The sequence below is a fragment of the Pseudomonas sp. B21_DOA genome (assembly GCA_030544685.1).
In the GTDB taxonomy this organism is placed as follows: domain Bacteria; phylum Pseudomonadota; class Gammaproteobacteria; order Pseudomonadales; family Pseudomonadaceae; genus Aquipseudomonas; species Aquipseudomonas fluorescens_AO.
In genome coordinates this window covers 1,529,372-1,546,068 of the sequence record CP086683.1, presented here as the reverse complement: position 1 = coordinate 1,546,068, position 16,697 = coordinate 1,529,372, and the positions used below count along the sequence as shown (strand labels likewise).

Annotated in this window: 14 protein-coding genes and 1 pseudogene; 8 read left to right on the top strand and 7 right to left on the bottom strand. The window is 60.6% G+C overall.

Annotation, left to right across the window (positions count from 1 at the left end):
* Window position 1: 1 nt before the first annotated feature.
* The 3 genes from LJU32_07145 to orn form a co-directional block, all read right to left on the bottom strand.
* Window positions 2–1,039 (bottom strand): hypothetical protein, encoded by a 1,038-nt coding sequence (locus LJU32_07145; protein ID WKV90038.1) that lies wholly within the window; start codon window positions 1,037–1,039, stop codon window positions 2–4.
* Between the two features lie 163 nt (window positions 1,040–1,202).
* Window positions 1,203–1,817, bottom strand: coding sequence for a trimeric intracellular cation channel family protein (locus tag LJU32_07140; protein ID WKV91054.1), 615 nt, complete (start codon window positions 1,815–1,817; stop codon window positions 1,203–1,205).
* Between the two features lie 152 nt (window positions 1,818–1,969).
* Window positions 1,970–2,512: an oligoribonuclease gene (orn, locus tag LJU32_07135; GenBank protein WKV90037.1), complete on the bottom strand. Its 543-nt coding sequence runs from the start codon at window positions 2,510–2,512 to the stop codon at window positions 1,970–1,972.
* Window positions 2,513–2,619: 107 nt separating this feature from the next.
* Between orn and rsgA the strand changes: the two genes are divergently transcribed.
* The 3 genes from rsgA (at window position 2,620) to LJU32_07120 (ending at window position 5,387) form a co-directional block, all read left to right on the top strand.
* Window positions 2,620–3,651, top strand: a complete 1,032-nt coding sequence (gene rsgA, locus LJU32_07130) for a small ribosomal subunit biogenesis GTPase RsgA (protein ID WKV90036.1) — start codon at window positions 2,620–2,622, stop codon at window positions 3,649–3,651.
* Window positions 3,652–3,942: 291 nt separating this feature from the next.
* Window positions 3,943–4,902 (top strand): caspase family protein, encoded by a 960-nt coding sequence (locus LJU32_07125; GenBank protein WKV90035.1) that lies wholly within the window; start codon window positions 3,943–3,945, stop codon window positions 4,900–4,902.
* Entirely contained in the window at window positions 4,902–5,387 is a 486-nt protein-coding gene (locus LJU32_07120; GenBank protein WKV90034.1) for a toll/interleukin-1 receptor domain-containing protein, read from the top strand. The genes LJU32_07125 and LJU32_07120 overlap by 1 nt, the downstream gene beginning before the upstream one ends.
* Before the next feature lie 105 nt (window positions 5,388–5,492).
* Here the strand turns inward: LJU32_07120 and motB are convergent, their stop codons facing one another.
* Window positions 5,493–6,539 (bottom strand): flagellar motor protein MotB, encoded by a 1,047-nt coding sequence (gene motB, locus LJU32_07115; GenBank protein WKV90033.1) that lies wholly within the window; start codon window positions 6,537–6,539, stop codon window positions 5,493–5,495.
* A gap of 3 nt (window positions 6,540–6,542) precedes the next feature.
* Entirely contained in the window at window positions 6,543–7,394 is an 852-nt protein-coding gene (gene motA / locus LJU32_07110) for a flagellar motor stator protein MotA (GenBank protein WKV90032.1), read from the bottom strand.
* 166 nt (window positions 7,395–7,560) lie between these two features.
* Here motA and LJU32_07105 point away from each other — a divergent pair.
* The 4 genes and pseudogenes from LJU32_07105 to LJU32_07090 all read left to right on the top strand — a co-directional run bounded on the left by LJU32_07105 (window position 7,561) and on the right by LJU32_07090 (window position 12,648).
* Window positions 7,561–9,097: pseudogene (locus LJU32_07105) on the top strand (HDOD domain-containing protein).
* Between the two features lie 42 nt (window positions 9,098–9,139).
* The gene (gene rhdA / locus LJU32_07100) at window positions 9,140–9,973 is read left to right on the top strand and encodes a thiosulfate sulfurtransferase (protein WKV90031.1); all 834 of its coding nucleotides are present in this window, start codon (window positions 9,140–9,142) and stop codon (window positions 9,971–9,973) included.
* On the top strand, window positions 9,973–10,833 hold the full coding sequence (gene asd, locus LJU32_07095) for an archaetidylserine decarboxylase (GenBank protein ID WKV90030.1): 861 nt from the start codon (window positions 9,973–9,975) through the stop codon (window positions 10,831–10,833). The genes rhdA and asd overlap by 1 nt, the downstream gene beginning before the upstream one ends.
* A 66-nt stretch (window positions 10,834–10,899) precedes the next feature.
* Window positions 10,900–12,648, top strand: coding sequence for a molecular chaperone (locus LJU32_07090; protein WKV90029.1), 1,749 nt, complete (start codon window positions 10,900–10,902; stop codon window positions 12,646–12,648).
* Window positions 12,649–12,752: 104 nt separating this feature from the next.
* Here LJU32_07090 and serB read toward each other — a convergent pair whose 3' ends face one another.
* Window positions 12,753–13,967: a phosphoserine phosphatase SerB gene (gene serB / locus LJU32_07085; protein ID WKV91053.1), complete on the bottom strand. Its 1,215-nt coding sequence runs from the start codon at window positions 13,965–13,967 to the stop codon at window positions 12,753–12,755.
* Window positions 13,968–14,099: 132 nt separating this feature from the next.
* Here serB and LJU32_07080 point away from each other — a divergent pair, with 132 nt between their 5' ends.
* Window positions 14,100–15,611, top strand: a complete 1,512-nt coding sequence (locus LJU32_07080; GenBank protein WKV90028.1) for a HAMP domain-containing protein — start codon at window positions 14,100–14,102, stop codon at window positions 15,609–15,611.
* 230 nt (window positions 15,612–15,841) lie between these two features.
* On the opposite strand, the gene LJU32_07075 is transcribed toward LJU32_07080, so the two are convergent.
* Window positions 15,842–16,552, bottom strand: coding sequence for an ABC-type transport auxiliary lipoprotein family protein (locus LJU32_07075; GenBank protein WKV90027.1), 711 nt, complete (start codon window positions 16,550–16,552; stop codon window positions 15,842–15,844).
* Window positions 16,553–16,697 lie beyond the last annotated feature (145 nt).

Below are 16,697 nucleotides of genomic sequence, written 5' to 3'. Positions count from 1 at the left end.
GTTATCCACGCTCCAAATAAAAATGGCGCTCTGCAAAATCCGTACGAATGGCAAGTTTATGCTCAGTGCCATATTGATCGATGGCCTGAAAGTGAAATACTTCAGCGTCCCTGCTGGCTGGCTCAATAGTGGAATACCCGGAGATCGCCTGGACTATGGTCAACTCCCCATCTCTGTCACTGACCTTGACCGAATAGCGTTTCTTCTTGGTTGATAAAAATAACCAGCCTTGCGCGCCGAAACTGAGTACATCGGAGAGCGGGTAGCCGTCGTATGGCAACCACACTTCCTGCGTCTTCTGTTCGGGAAGGACGAAGATACCTTGAAGATGATTGGTTGAGGGCTCGCGCAGCTTGTTACCGTTGGCAAACAAGCGGCTGCTCCGGCCGCCTTCCGAAATCCAGTCCACCAGTTTGACTTGCTGTCCACCTTGCGGATAAAGCCCCAGATAATAATTCCAGATGCGGTTGCCCGGCTCTTCGTTCCCGCGCCTGACCGAGTACCAGCGGAAACTGTCGATGGAATAGGCAACAGGTTCCTTCGCAATCAGGGTCACGCTGCTGTCGTGGACACTGGAAAGCGTCGTGCCGTTACTGCGAATGACTTGCTGATTCACCGTCACACGCGCGGCAACCTGGGTTTCTCCAGCACCGGCCGAAGATACCCAGAAGGTTCTTACCTGCGGATGTACGGAGTCGTCGTCATCGGTGGCGAGTGCGGTACTGGCGGTGTGGTGCGACTGCAGGGTGAATTGGCCTTGCTCGGTACTGGCATCCCAGCCATTGCCCAACGCCTGGCCGTTGCTGTAATGAATAAGTTTAATGCTGTCCATTACCTCGGCCGGCACAGCAACCGCATTACCATCGGCATCGGCACCCGCCACAAGCACTTGCACTTTTACCTGCATACGGCCATTGCCGAACAGTTCTTTGCTGCGCGTACTTTCAATAGCATCAAATTTAACTTTCAGCAATGTAAGGCTTTCAAAAGCCCCGACGGTAGTTAGCTGAACCTGTGTTTCTTCCGTGATTTCATCCATGGTGCAATCCTTTTGTCTTCATGTAACTTCAGAAATTGACATCAGAGCTGATGTCGCTGAATGAATAACATGCAAACCCAAGGAAGCAAAAAGCAAAAATGTAAGAAACATACATTTACGTGCACATTGCTTAAAGCCAAAAACTTGCTGACATCCAGTGGAATCAGTGCTCGTCGTTATAAATAAACTTCGGCATTTCCCAATGAAAGCGAATGGCCAAAAGACGTAACAGAAATCCGCCAAACAGAGTAATCAGAATCGCTTGCTCACCCGGCACGTTCAGATACAGGCATAGCATGTAACACCACGCTGCGGCAAACGAGACGCTGGCGTAGAGTTCGCGCCGGAAGATCAGCGGAATGTCATTGCAGAAGATATCACGCAAGATGCCACCGAAGACGCCAGTGATCACACCGCTGACCGACGCCACCAGCATGCCGTGACCCATTTCCAGCGCAGTCATGCAGCCAATCAAGGTGAATGCCACCAGCCCCACCGCGTCGAGTACCAGAAACAGCGAGCGCAAGTGGCGCATCCAGCGTGCGGTGAACACGGTGAACATCGCCGCCACCGACGTCAGCACCAGATACTCCGGGTGTTTGACCCAGGTCAGCGGGTAGTGCCCGAGCAGCACGTCGCGCACTGAACCGCCACCGAGCGCGGTGATGCAGGCGATCAGCACCACGCCAAACCAATCCATGCCGCGTCGTCCTGCGGACAGCGCGCCAGTCATGGCTTCGGCGGTGATGGCGATCAGATAGAGCATCAGCAACATGATGGCAGTCCAGGCAGGAAGGCGCGCAGTCTAGCCACTTCGGTGCAGCACCAAAGAGGGCGTGGCCTTCGCGAGCAGGCTCGCTCCCACATAGATTGCACTCCAATGTGGGAGCGAGCCTGCTCGCGAAGGCGTCGAGGCCGGATGCCGCAGCCTCAGAACTTGATGAAGTGCTTGCGGTAGTGCTGCAGCTCGGCAATCGATTCGCGGATGTCATCCAGCGCCAGGTGGGTGCTGCCCTTCTTGAAGCTGTCACGCACATCCGGCGCCCAGCGCGCGGCCAGCTCTTTGAGCGTGGAGACGTCGAGGTTGCGATAGTGGAAGTAGCTTTCCAGTGCCTTCATGTGGGTATAAAGGAAGCGACGGTCCTGGCAGATGCTGTTGCCGCAGATCGGCGATTTGCCCTTCGGCACCCACTTCTCGAGGAAGGCGATGGTTTGCCCCTCGGCTTCGGCCATGCTGATGCGGCTGTCACGAACACGCTGGGTCAGGCCGGAATTGCCGTGGGTGCGGGTATTCCACTCGTCCATGCGCGCGAGTACTTCGTCGCTTTGATGGATGGCGATCACCGGGCCCTCGGCCAATGTATTCAGCTCACTGTCAGTGACGATGGTGGCCATTTCGATGATGACGTCGTTGTCCGGGTCCAGACCGGTCATTTCCAGGTCGATCCAGATCAGGTTCTGCGGGTTTTGCATATTCGGGCTCCTAGGCAATGCTGCGCAGTTTAGCCTAGGCCGGTAGCCGGGCGTGCTAAACTCGCGGCCGTTTTACCTAATCGCTGCATTCTTCAGACGGAACACCCATGGCCAAACGCCAACTCAATCGTCGTCAAAACTGGCGCATCGAAAAGATTCAGGGCGAGCGCGCCGCACGCGCCGCCAAACGCGAGTCCTCGGCGGTCGAAGCCCTCGAGGGCGGCGACCTCGGCCCTGAGCAGCACGGCCTGGTGATCGCCCACTTCGGTGTGCAGGTAGAAGTCGAAGCTGTTGACGGCGAACTCGCCGGTCAAGTGTTCCGCTGCCACTTGCGCGCCAACCTGCCGGCGCTGGTCACCGGCGACAAAGTGGTCTGGCGCGCCGGCAACCAAGGCATTGGCGTAATCGTCGCGCAACTGCCGCGCAGCACCGAACTGTGCCGTCCCGACAGCCGTGGCCAGCTCAAGCCGGTTGCCGCCAACGTCGACATGATCGTCATCGTCTTCGCGCCGCTGCCCGAGCCGCACGCCAACCTGATCGACCGCTATCTGGTCGCCGCTGAACACGCTGGCATCCGCCCTCTGCTGCTGCTGAACAAATTCGACCTGATCGATGAGCAGAACGCCCCGGCACTGAACGCGTTGCTGGCGGTGTACCGCACGCTGGGTTATCCGGTGCTGGAAGTCTCGGCGCACCACGGCGACGGCATGGAGCAGTTGCAAAAGCAGCTCGACGGGCGCATCAGCGTATTCGTCGGCCAGTCCGGCGTTGGCAAGTCGTCGCTGGTCAACAGCTTGTTGCCGGAAGTCGAAACCCGTGTCGGGCCGTTGTCCGAGCTGTCCGGTCAGGGCACGCACACCACCACCACTGCGCGGCTGTTCCATTTCCCCGGAGGCGGTGAACTGATCGATTCCCCGGGCATCCGCGAATTCGGTCTGGGCCACGTCAGCCGCGCCGACGTCGAAGCCGGTTTCATCGAGTTCGACGACCTGCTCGGCACTTGCCGTTTCCGCGACTGCAAGCACGACCGCGAACCGGGTTGCGCCCTGCTCAAGGCGCTGGAAGACGGGCGCATCCAGCAGCAACGCATGAACAGCTATCGCTCGATCATCGCCAGCCTGCCTGAAAACGGCTATTAAACAGCCACGCCGGCAGCCCTGCACGATGGGCTGCCGATTGTCGGACTGCATCTGACTCACGCCCTCCCCCTTAAACATCAGCCTCGTCTGTAGGCTTTTGCGCGCCTGCTTGCAGGGCATTTCTGTTTTGCCGCGCAGACCTTGTAGGCCCGCGCCAGCTGCCTACATTCGTTTCCTCCTTCGCTCACAGCGATCCTCGAGGAAAGCCATGCAAACCTGCGTTTTGTTCTTCATCCATTCGTCTTGCTGCACCGACTTCGGCACGATCCGCCTGCCCACGGCGGTGTAACCATGCGCAAGGCACTGTTTATCGGCATCAACGACTACGCCCATATTTCCGGGCTGAACGGCTGCTGCAACGACGCCATGGCCATGGCCTCGGTGCTCAAGACCCACGCCAATGGCGACCCCAACTTCAAAAATGTCCTGCTCACCTCTGCCGAGGATTACCTGAGCCGAGAAAAGCTCGAAGACCAGATCCGCGAATTGTTTTCCGGCGACTGCAACGTGGCTCTGCTGTATTTCGCCGGCCATGGTGAATTCGATGCCGACACCGACGAAGGCATGCTGATCCCACAGGATTACCGCAACGCCAAGGACGGCATCCGCATCAGCGACATACTCAATTGGGCGGACAAAGCCACGCGGATCAAAAACAAAGTGATCATCCTCGACTGCTGCCAGAGCGGCTCGGCCGGCGAGGTGCGCGCCTTGCGCAGCGAGAGCAGCATGGTCGGCGAAGGCATGACCATTCTCACGGCGTGTAAAAAAGCCGAGCCGGCGCTGGAGGTCGCGCAGCATGGCGTGTTCACCGGCCTGCTCCTGCAAGCGCTGCATGGCGGCGCGGCGAATATCCTCGGCAAAATCACCCCCGGCAGCCTGTACTCCTTCGTCGACAACGCCCTCGGCCCGTGGGAACAGCGCCCGGTGTTCAAGACCAATGTGTCGCAGTTCATTTCCCTGCGCGAAGTCTCGCCGCTGATCCCCAAGGAAATCCTGCGCAAATTGCCGGACTGGTTTGCCGAAGCCGAATCGGTCTTCCCGCTCGACCCCAGCTACGAACCCACCGAGAAGGCATTCGCACCCAAGCACGGCGAGATCTTCGCCCAGTTGCAGAAGTGCAATCGTCACAGCCTGATCGAGCCGGTCGACGCCGAGCACATGTACTACGCCGCCCTCAACTCCACCGGCTGCCGCCTCACGGCACTCGGCGCCTATTACCGCGAACTCGCCCTCAAAGGACATTTCTGATGCCAGTCTTTATCAGCTACCGCCACATGGATCGCGCCCATGCGATCGCCATCAACACCCGCCTGAGCCAAGCGAAGATCAGGACCTATCTCGACGTGCTGGATCCGGAATCACAGACCACCGACGACATCACCGGGGTCATCACTCGCAACATCACCGAATGCACGCATCTGCTGGCGGTGGTATCGGAGAAGACTGCACTGTCGTGGTGGGTGCCGTTCGAAATTGGCGAGGCGACGATCAGCAATCGGCGGATCTGCACCTTCAAGACCGGGCCGGCGCAATTGCCGATCTATCTGGACAAGTGGCCGAAGCTGAGCACGGCCAGCGACCTGGATTTCTTCATCGATGCCTATCGGGATGAGGTGTCGAACCAGCGCTCGATCACGCTGGACTCGTTCAGCGACTCGGTGAAAGGGGCTTACAAGCGCGATGCGGAGATGTTTCATGAACAGTTGAAGAACCGGATTCGTCGGGGATTCTGAGACTGTGCCGGCCTGTCCCCGATTATTTTAGCAACGCTAAGAAAATGGTCAGGGGCATGAACCGATAGCCACAAAAAAGCCGACATCACTGTCGGCTTTTTTCACTTACTGCTTCGGCGCAGGCGCTGGTGCTGCACTCCCCGGCTCAGCCGGTTTCGGCGCCGCATCGTCAAACAGATTCAAGCGCTCGCGCAACTCATGCGCTGGCACCGGCTGTTTGTCCGCCGGCAACGCATTCGGATCAACCGGGGCTGCCGGAGCAGCACCGTTCTGACCCTGATCTGCCGGTTTCGCCGCCTCAGGACCCTGCGCACCTTCTATGGCAGCCTGGGCTTTCTTGGTCAGCACGACAATGTCGATCCGGCGGTTAACCGGGTTGAACGGGTTTTCCCGATCGAACAACGCCGACGAGGCATAACCGACCACCCGCGCGACCTGCGCATCCGGATAGCTGCCCGCGACCAGAGCACGGCGAGCCGCGTTGGCACGGTTGGCCGACAGCTCCCAGTTGCCGTAATCGCCAGTGCCGATGTACGGCTTGGCGTCGGTGTGACCGCTGATGCTGATCTTGTTCGGCACCGCTTTGATGGTGTCGGCCATGGCCAGCAGGATGTCTTCGAAGTACGGTTTCAGGCGTGCGGAACCGGAGTCGAACATCGGCCGGTTCTCGGCATCCATGATCTGGATGCGCAGGCCGTTCGGGGTAATTTCGAAAAGGATCTGATCCTTGAATTTCTGCAGTTGCGGATTTTCGTCGACCTTGTTCTGCAGTTCTTGCAGCAGCAGTTCGAGACGCTCCTTCTCGACCTGCTCGGCCATGCCTTCAACCTGTTCGGTGTCGACCGTGACCTTGTCCGGTTGCGGCTGCGACTTCACTTCAGGGTTGAGAGTGTTTTCCGGCGCCAGGGTCGGTGTACCACCCAGATCGATGATGTACGGCGTGCCGCTTTCGGAGAAGCCGACCGGGTCCTTGAAATAACCGGCGATGGCGATCTTCTGTTCCGGCGTGGCGGTGGACAGCAGCCACAGCACCAGGAAGAACGCCATCATCGCCGTGGCAAAGTCGGCGAAGGCGATTTTCCACGCCCCGCCGTGGTGCCCGGCGGCAATGCGCTTGACGCGCTTGACGATGATCGGCTGATTATTTTCCATGACTTAGCGACCGCGAACCGCTTGTTCCAGCTCGGCGAAGCTTGGACGGTGCGCCGGATATAGAACCTTGCGCCCGAACTCGACCGCCAGCGACGGCGGCATGCCGGACGCCGAAGCCACCAGCGAGGCCTTGATGGCTTCGTAGACGTTGAGCTCTTCCTTGGCATCGTGGGCCAGGGAATGCGCCAGCGGACCGAAGAAACCGTACGCTGCGAGAATACCGAAGAAGGTACCGACCAGTGCCGCACCCACGTGCAGACCGATCGACGCCTGGTCACCCTCGCCCAGCGAGGCCATGGTCACCACGATCCCGAGTACCGCCGCGACGATACCGAAACCGGGCATGCCGTCGGCGATGCCGTTGACGGCGTGCGATGGGTGCTCGAGGTCTTCCTTGAGGCTGTACAGCTCCATGTCGAACAGGCCTTCGAGTTCGTGCGGAGCCATGTTGCCGGAAGACATGATGCGCAAGTAATCACAGACGAACGCGGTCATGCGTTCATCCTTGAGCACGGCCGGGTACTTGGCGAAGATCGGGCTCGCGGCGGCATCTTCGATGTCGCCTTCGATCGCCATCATGCCTTCGCGGCGGCTCTTGTTGAGGATCTCGTAGATCAGCCCGAGCACCTCCAGGTAGAAGGTATGGGTGAAGCGCGAACCGAACATGCTCAGGGATTTCTTGAGCACGTGCATCGTCATGTAACCGGGGTTGGCCTGGAGGAAGGCGCCGAGGGCCGCACCGCCGATGATCATCACCTCGAAAGGCTGGATCAGGGCGGCAATCTTGCCGTGGGAGAGCACGTATCCGCCGAGCACGCTCGCGAATACGACGATGATGCCGATAATTTTAGCCATAGGTAGAAGGTACTTGTTTAAGTCGGGTTCAAGGTCATATTCGGAAGTTAAAAAATCTCTTCTTCTACTTATCGGCAAAACTGCGCCAGACTATAGCCAGTTCAGGCGAAAAGCCAATTTAGCCCATGCCGGGCGCGTCTACAGTCAGTGAAGATCTCGTCCAGACATGGCTAATGAAACGAACGTCCCACACGCAAAACCGACCACCCTCGACGGCTGGGTCAAGCTGCTCGACAGCGTCCTCCTGCCCGTACCACAAGAGGCTCACGACAAAGTCTGCCGAGCGATCCGCGACAACCGCAGCTCGCTGCGCGACATCGCCGATCTGATGCAGGACAGCCCGGCGCTGGCCTTGAGCATCATCCGCGAGGCGAATCGTCACACTCACGGCACCATGGCCGCGCCAGCGGAAAATCTCGAGGTGGCAATCAATCGCCTGGGCCTGGCGCGCACCGAAGAATTGCTCGCGCGCCTGCCCGCCGAACCGCACCGGCAGATTCCCAAGGCCTTGCGCCAATTGCAGCTGATCAGCCAACACGCGACACAACAGGCCAACGGTTTTTCGCCAGTCGCCTGGCGCGGCTGTGGCAGGACATCCACTGGGGCAGCTTGCTGTTTTGTCGCCGCTGTGGCCGTTGGCACTGACCTATCCGCAGTTGCTCGAAGAGTGGGAACTGCGGGTGATCCACAAGGGCGAGTCGGCGCGTGTGGTCGAAAAGCAATTGTTCGGCGTGCGCCTGTTGAAGATTTCCGAGGCACTGGTCCAGGCCTGGCATCTGCCGATCTGGGTCGAGCAAGGCTACAAATTGCTGCTCAGTGAACAACGCGAACTGGTCAAAGTGCTGCGCATCGCCCGCGACAGCGAACACCCGCTGCGCCAGCAGAATCGTCTCGACGACGACCCGACGCTACGCCGCTGGCTCAACCAGCCGGCGAATACCGTGCTGCTCGCCAACGGCCTGGCGCTGTCGGCGCAACAGGCCTGGGACAGTCTGCACAGCAAGCGCTGGCAGTACCTGACCAGCCTGTATCTGCAGATTTCCATGGACGAAGTGCAGCAACAGTTGCACCAGCAAGCGGCGAACAGCGCGCGTCAGCATGCAATGCCCGATCTGTGGCACCCGGCGGTTTCACTGATTTGGCCGTGGGGCACTCGTCGCTTGCCGGCCGGCATGCTCCCGGCCGCAGCGCCGAATGCGGATGATCTGAGCCAGTGGCGTCGGCAATGCGCCGAACTGCTCGCCGAGCCCAGCCGCTTCACCAATGCCATGAGCCTGACCGTCGCCGCCCGCGAGGCACTGGTGGCCAGCGGCATGCGCCGGGTGATGATTTTGATGGCCGACCGCACACACACGACCCTGCGCGTGCACCAGACCGCCGGTTTGCCGAAGGATGCGGCGGCGCTGAGTTTTGCCGTCAGCCAGAGCAAAGTCCTGCAACGCCTGCTCGCTCAGCAGGCGCAGGTGCGGATCTCGCCGGAGAACAACGCGCAATTCTCGGCCTTGTTACCGGCGAGCCTGCGCACGCTGTTTCGCGGGGAGCACTTATTCCTACGCTCACTGGTGAATAACGGCCGGGTGATCATGATCGTCGTTGCCGATCAGGGCGGCGGGCCGTTCGCCGACATCACCGTACAAGCCTTCGGCAAAACCGCGCAGTGCATCGAAAAAGCCCTGCACAGCTTTAGCAGCCGTGGCCAATGAGCCTGCGCTACAATCCTCCCCTTTGTGCTCTGGAGACCTCACATGTCTGACTTCTCTGGCTTGCCGCTGGTCATCGAGCCGAGCGACCTGCTGCCGCGTCTGGAGTCCCCGGAACTGATCCTGGTGGACCTGACCAGCCCTGCCCGGTATGCCGAAGGTCACTTGCCCGGCGCACGTTTTGTCGACCCGAAACGCACCCAGCTCGGCCAGCCACCGGCGCCGGGTTTGATGCCGGCGAAAGCCGATCTGCAAGCGCTGTTCGGCGAGCTCGGCCATCGCAAAGACGCGGTCTACGTCGTGTATGACGATGAGGGCGGCGGCTGGGCCGGACGCTTCATCTGGCTGCTCGATGTCATCGGCCATGACAAGTACCACTATATAGATGGTGGCCTGCCGGCCTGGCTGGCAGACGGAATGCCGATGTCGATCCAGGTACCACCCGTAGTCGGCGGCCCGGTCTCGCTGACCCTGCACGACGAACCGACCGCCACCCGCGAATACCTGCAAAGCCGTCTCGGCGCGGCCGATCTGGCGATCTGGGACGCGCGTGGGCCGCTGGAATATTCCGGCGAGAAAGTCCTCGCAGCCAAGGGCGGACACATCCCCGGCGCGGTCAATTTCGAATGGACCGCGGGCATGGACCCGGCGCGTCAGTTGCGCATCCGCAGCGACATGCCGCAGATCCTCGAAAACCTTGGGATCACCAAGGACAAGGAAATCATTACCCACTGCCAGACCCATCACCGGTCGGGCTTCACTTATCTGGTGGCCAAAGCCCTCGGTTATCCGCGGGTCAAGGGCTACGCCGGTTCATGGGGCGAATGGGGCAACCACCCTGACACGCCTGTCGAGATTCAAGGTTTTAAGGACAACTAATGAAAGAGCGTCTGTTTATCCTCAGTCAGTACCTGCTGCCGCATCACCTGCTGTCGCGCCTGGCCGGCTGCATCGCCGAATGCCGCGTGCGCTGGTTCAAGAATGCCTTCACCCAATGGTTTGCCAAGCGTTATCAAGTGGACATGTCGCAAGCGCTGGTCGAAGACCTCACCGCTTACGAGCACTTCAACGCGTTCTTCACGCGCGCCCTGAAAGATGGCGCACGCCCACTGGACGAAACCCCGGGCGCGATCCTCAGCCCGGCCGACGGTGCGGTCAGCCAGCTCGGCCCGATCGAGCACGGTCGCGTGTTCCAGGCCAAGGGCCACAGCTTCAGCGTGCTCGAATTGCTCGGCGGTGATGCGGCCAACGCGGCGCCGTTCATGGGCGGCGACTTCGCCACCATTTATCTGTCGCCGAAGGACTACCACCGCGTGCACATGCCGCTGGCCGGCACCCTGCGCGAAATGGTCTACATCCCGGGGCGGATTTTCTCGGTGAACCAGACCACCGCCGAAAACGTTCCCGAGCTGTTCGCCCGCAACGAGCGTGTGGCGTGCATCTTCGATACAGAACGCGGGCCGATGGCCGTGGTGCTGGTTGGCGCGATGATTGTCGCGTCGATCGAAACCGTGTGGGCCGGTCTGGTCACACCACCAAAGCGCGAGCTGAAAACCTTCCGCTACGACGAAGCCGCACGCGCACCGATTCATCTGGAAAAAGGCGCGGAACTGGGGCGCTTCAAGCTCGGTTCAACGGCGATCGTGCTGTTTGGCCCGGATCAGGTGAAGTGGGCCGAAGAGCTGGTGGCCGGTTCGCCAGTGCAGATGGGCCAGGGTCTGGCACTGCCAAAAGCGTGACCCTGTTCGCGGAAGCAGCCAAGGCTGCTTCCGCAAACCGCGGCATTTGCTGCTATGGTTTTGCTCATGAGCCAGACCAACTTTTCTCCCAAGCTGCGCGCTCCGACTCCCACGCAAACGCGCCTGTCGTTCTGCGACGCCAGCCCGCGCGACCTCAAGCGCTGGATCGCCGGCCTGCCCAAGGCCAACATCGGCGAAACCGCCCGCCTGCTCTATCAAGGCCTCGGCGAACTGAACCTGTTGCTCACTCCTAGCGACAATCGCCTGCAACTCTTGGAACTGCTGCGGCCCGAGGTGTATTTCGTCTGCCAGCATCTGGAACGGCACTTTCTGCATCAGGCGATCATGCTCGACGAGCGTTCGCGCAAAGTCAGCAACCTGTGTCAGGCCCTGCAAGGCCAGTTGGCCATCGGCTATAAACAGATCGCCCTGCGTATCCTGCCCAAATACAGCAAGGATCGGGCGACATTGGTCAGCACCGCTTTGCAACGTGCCGCGCACGCGCTGAAGGCGCAACTGGTGCGTGCGACGCAGTTGTACAGTTCTCCACCCGAGCATGTGTGGTTCGAACTGCATCAACTGTATCGCAGCGCTTCTGAACTACAGCTGCAGCAACGGCGGCTGCGCGATGATCTGGCTTACCTGACCAGCCAACTGAGCGTCGAGCAAACCTACATCGCCGCTCTGCTATTGGGCAGCGCCCGTTGCAATCAATTGCGCCAGAGCCAGATCGCCCGGCTAGCGGAGGTGATCGAGCCGTGGAGCGCTCTGCTCAAGCTGCATCCCGGCAGCACCGACGACGGCTTGTTTGCGGTCAGTCCGGAACTCGATGTCGGCCCGCGCTACCGCAAGATGTTTCGCAGCGAACAACAGAGCGGGCTGCTGGGCTTCGATCCGCAGCCACTGGTCAGACAGCTCGAAACGCACTTGCAGCACCAGCCGACCTCGACACCTTTGCCTGTCTCCGCCGGTCTCAGCCTCGATACCCTGCAACATCTCCACGCCACTTGGGGCCAGGCTGCGGAACGCAGCTTTCAGCGTATCGCCGGCCAAGGCTCATTGACTGTGTGTGTCGGCATGAGCGCCCTGCACTTCTACCTCGGCGGCGAGCGCACCTTCAGCGAGTTGCTCAAACATCCCGGTGCCCGCGCGGCGAATTTCAGCAGCGTGGTCGCTCAAGGTGAAAAAGACAGCTGGAGTCAAGCGTTCGACGCTGCGCCGCAAGGCAACGATGAGCTGTTGCCGTACGAGGAAATCCAGTACGACCAGTTGAGCGAGGACGATGGCCCCGGCAACGCACCGAACTATCCGACTTACGCCTTGCCGGTGATCAACCACAGCCCCGGCGGCTATTGCCTGGCCTGGCCGAGCGAGGTGCCGGCCGAATTGCAGGCCGGGGAAATGCTCGGCATTCAGGACAGCGAGAGCAAAGGCTGGAGCATTGCGGTGATTCGCTGGATCCGCCAGGTGCGGGGCCGCGGCACGCAGATGGGCATTGAACTGGTCGCGCCACACGCACAGCCGTGCGGTCTGCAACTCGTGCGAACGAAAGACGATCACAGCCATTATTTGCGCGGCTTGCTGCTGCCGGAAATCAGTGCGATCGATGTGCCGGCCACCTTACTCGCGCCGCGTCTGCCGTTTCAGGAAGGCAACAAGGTGTTGATCAACACTCAGGGCGAGGAACACCGCGCCGGGCTGGATCGGCGGGTGGCGAGTACGCACAGTTTCAACCAGTTCGCCTATCGCTCGCTGGATCCTGCGCACAATGGCGGGGGCGAGGAGGATTTTGATTCGTTGTGGAATTCGCTCTAGATCGAGGCGCGGCCTTCGCGAGCAGGCTCGCTCCCACACAGGAATGAGGTTTCCCGTGGGAGCGAGCCTGCTCGCGAAGAGGCCAGATCAGCTTATCTGAGATCTCAGAGCTGCCCGTCACGATCCCGGAAACCCAGCAGATACAACACGCCATCCAGCCCCAGCGTTGAAATCGCCTGCTTCGCCGACTGCTTGACCAGAGGTTTGGCGCGGAACGCTACGCCCAGCCCGGCAATCGCCAGCATCGGCAAGTCGTTGGCGCCGTCGCCGACGGCAATGGTCTGCTCCAGACGCAGACCTTCCTTGTGCGCCAATTCCTTGAGCAAGTCAGCCTTGCGCTGCGCATCGACAATCGGCTCGACCGCCACACCGGTGCACTTGCCGTCGACCACTTCCAGCTCGTTGGCGAACACGTAGTCGATGCCAAGCCTGGCCTGCAGTTGCTTGGCGAAATAAGTGAAGCCGCCGGACAGGATGGCGGTTTTGTAGCCGAGCCGTTTGAGTTCGGCGAACAGGGTTTCTGCGCCTTCGGTCAGGCGCAGCGAGGCGCCGATCGAGTCGAGCACGCTGACGTCGAGGCCCTTGAGCAGCGCCAGACGCTCCTTGAAGCTGGCGCGGAAATCCAGTTCGCCGGCCATCGCGCGCTCGGTGATTTCCGAAACCCGATCACCCACGCCGGCCGCCTTGGCCAGCTCATCGATGACTTCCGCTTCGATCAGCGTCGAGTCCATGTCGAACACGGCCAGACGTCGGTTGCGACGGAACAGCGAATCTTCCTGAAAGGCGATATCGACGTTCAATTCCTGGGCAACGCTGAGGAATTCGGCGCGCAGGGCCTGCGGATCGGCAGCTTCGCCGCGCACGGAAAACTCGATGCAACCCTTGCCCTTGTCGGCCGGCGTGTCCAGCGGCATGCGCCCCGACAGACGGTCGATATGGTCAATGTTCAGGCCATATTTGGCGGTGATCGCGCTGACGGCCTGCAATTGGCCGGCAGTGACCTTGCGCGTCAGCAGGGTGACGATATGGCGTTTCTTGCCCTGATTGCCCACCCACTGCTGGTAATCCTCTTCGGACACCGGGGTGAAGCGCACTTGCTGATCCAGTTCGTAGCCCTTGAACAAGATGTCCTTGAGCACCGATTTGCCCTGCTCGGAATCGGGAATTTCAACCAGGATGCCAAACGACAGGGTGTCGTGGATCACCGCCTGACCGATGTCGAGAATGTTCACACCACCTTGTGCCAGAACACCGGTGATGGCCGCCGTCAGACCCGGACGGTCGACTCCCGTGATGTTAATCAGGACGATTTCGCGCAACGCGCACCCCGCAACTGGAAAAAACCGCATTCTACCCACTTTCAGTGACCATCGGGCACCGCGAGCGCTTTGCCGGTCTGGGGCCTGTCGCTATACTGCGCGTCAACTTCACGGACAAAGAGCCGAGCTCAAGTGAACCGGCCCACGCCAGTCAAAACCGATAACTTCTTCCTGCTGATCTTCCGTGCACTGCGCCACCGCCGTGTACCGATTGCATTGCGCATTGCCAGCCACAACGTGATCCTGGTCGCTCTGGCCCTGGTGATCTATGCCGGGGTGATGGGGCTGCAATTCAAGCAGGCCATGCACGAGCAGGCCGATGCGCTGGGCGAAAGCCTGACCACGCAGACCGCCACCTCCGCCACCGAGCTGCTGGTGTCCAACGACATCCTCAGCCTCAACGTGCTGCTCAACAACCTGACCAAGAACAAACTGGTCGCCCACGCGGCGATCTACAGCGTGGACAACCGCATCCTCGCCGAGTCCGGTCAGCGTCCCAAGCACAGCCTGCTGGGCGAAGCCGAGGGCATGTACGAGAGCAAGATCACTTTCCAGGACGTGACCGCCGGGCAACTGCGCATCAGCCTGGACATGGATCAGTTCCAGCAGCCGATGACGATCAGCCTGCAAAGCATGGGCATTCTGAGCGCGATTCTGCTGGCACTGTCGCTGGCTCTGAGCCTGCGCATGGGCCGTTATCTGTCGACGCCACTGCTGCAATTGCGTGTGTGGCTGCGCCGCATCGACGCGCATACACCGGGCATCGATCGTCAGGATGAAATCGGTGATCTGGCGCGCCAGCTGCACGCCAGCTACGCCCCGGAACCGGAGCCTGAGCCCGAACCCGAGCCGGAATTCGCCGAGGAAGAAGACGAGCCGGAATTCGAGGTGCGTAATCTGCGCGATCCAAGCTTCGACGAAAGCCGCCCGCTGGCCGCGAAGAAACCGGCCCCGCGTCACTTGGTCAGCACCGTCGAAGACGATGACGATGATGACGCCTTCGCCGACCTGCGCGACGAGTCGCTCACCAGCGCCGCACAACCGCTCACGCGCAAACCGACGCCTGACGTGCCACAGCACACCGCCGTACTGGCCGTGCAACTGGGCTCGCAGGAACAATTACGCCGCTTGCCTCGCGCACGTCTGGAAGAATTGCAGGCACGCTATCGCGACTGCCTCGAGCAGGCCGCTTCGCTGTATCAGGGCGAAATCGAAACCCTCAACGACGGCAGTACGTTGCTGCTGTTCCACACCGAAGATTGCGGCGACGACTACCTGACCAATGCCATCTGCTGCGGCGAGTTGCTGCGCGCACTCGGTCACCAGTTGCAGATCGAGGTCGCGGACAGCGGCATCACCCTGCAATTGCAGCTGGGCCTGACCTTGGGCGATGAGCTGTTTGGCCTGAGCCAGATTGATCTGCTGCTGACCGATTCGGCCCAGGATGCACTGGCCTTGTCGCAGCACAGCCGCAATCTCTTGCTGGTCGAGCGCAAGATCAGCGATGACGCGCTGATCCGGCAGCGCGCGCGGATCCGGCCGATCGCCAGCCCCGAGGGCGCTTGCTGTGTGGAGCGGTTGATGGAGCCTTATCCATCGATGCTGGAGCGGCAACTGGCGCGGATGCATGAGCGCCGGGCGTAAGGCTTAGGCCCGATACGCAAAAGCCCGCAGACGAGTGATTGTCTGCGGGCTTTTTGTTGCCTGTACTGGCCCCTTCGCGAGCAGGCTCGCTCCCACAGGGCCTGCACGTCGCCGATCAAATGTGGGAGCGAGCCTGCTCGCGAAGGGGCCAGCGCTGAAGACGAATAATCTCTGCCCCCAGACACAACAAAGCCCGCACAAGGCGGGCTCTGTTCTGACTCGTTCCGCCCTCAGAAGCGAAACACTTCCATATCGGTACGGATCGGCGAGGCCATTGGAATCTTCGGTTGCTTCTCGGCATCCGCCGCCGGCGCTGCGGGCTTCGGCGCGGCTTTGCGCGGTGCCTCGGCCACGGGCGGCTGGTTGGCCAGAGGCTTGAGCGCCACCGACAATTGCTCGGCCAGACGCTGCAACAGGATGCCTTGTGCCTGCACCTGCGAAGCGGTGCTGCCGGCGTGCAGCTCCTGCAGATGAATGATGCGGTTATCGCGCACCTTGCCTCGACGATCGATCAAACGCCATTGCGCATCGAGAATAGCCGGTTGTTTCGCCCCGGAATCCAGACGAGTGATGGTCAGCAGCACTTGCACATCCGGGGTAAACCCGGCAGTAGCAGGCGCCAGCACTACACGCTGGCTGTCCAGATGACCAGCCACCTGACGCATCAGCAACTGATCGATATCCGACGAAAGGCTGCCAGCCCAACGACCGTCGGTCGCCGCTTGCAGGCTGCCGTCGGGTTGACGTTGCAACAGGGTTTCGCGTTGCAGGTAATCGGCCACTACCACTGGCCCCAGCAAAACCGCCATGCCCGCGCTTTGCGCAGGCTGAACCGGACTTCCACTGTCCAGTTGATACAGCGACACCGGCTGGTGAACGCTGCAACCCGCCAGGCCAAGAACGCCGGCGAGCAACAAAATAAGGGGGCGTAGCGCAGTCATCATCCCGTCCAGGTGGCCGCCACAAGGCTGACCACAGTGAAAATACTCAATAAATATGAAGAACGCTCGGCCACGCCGGCGCTTGAAAGGCCATATCATCCGTGAATATGCGTTCCGACTCCAGCGCCAAAGCGTCGATCTACGC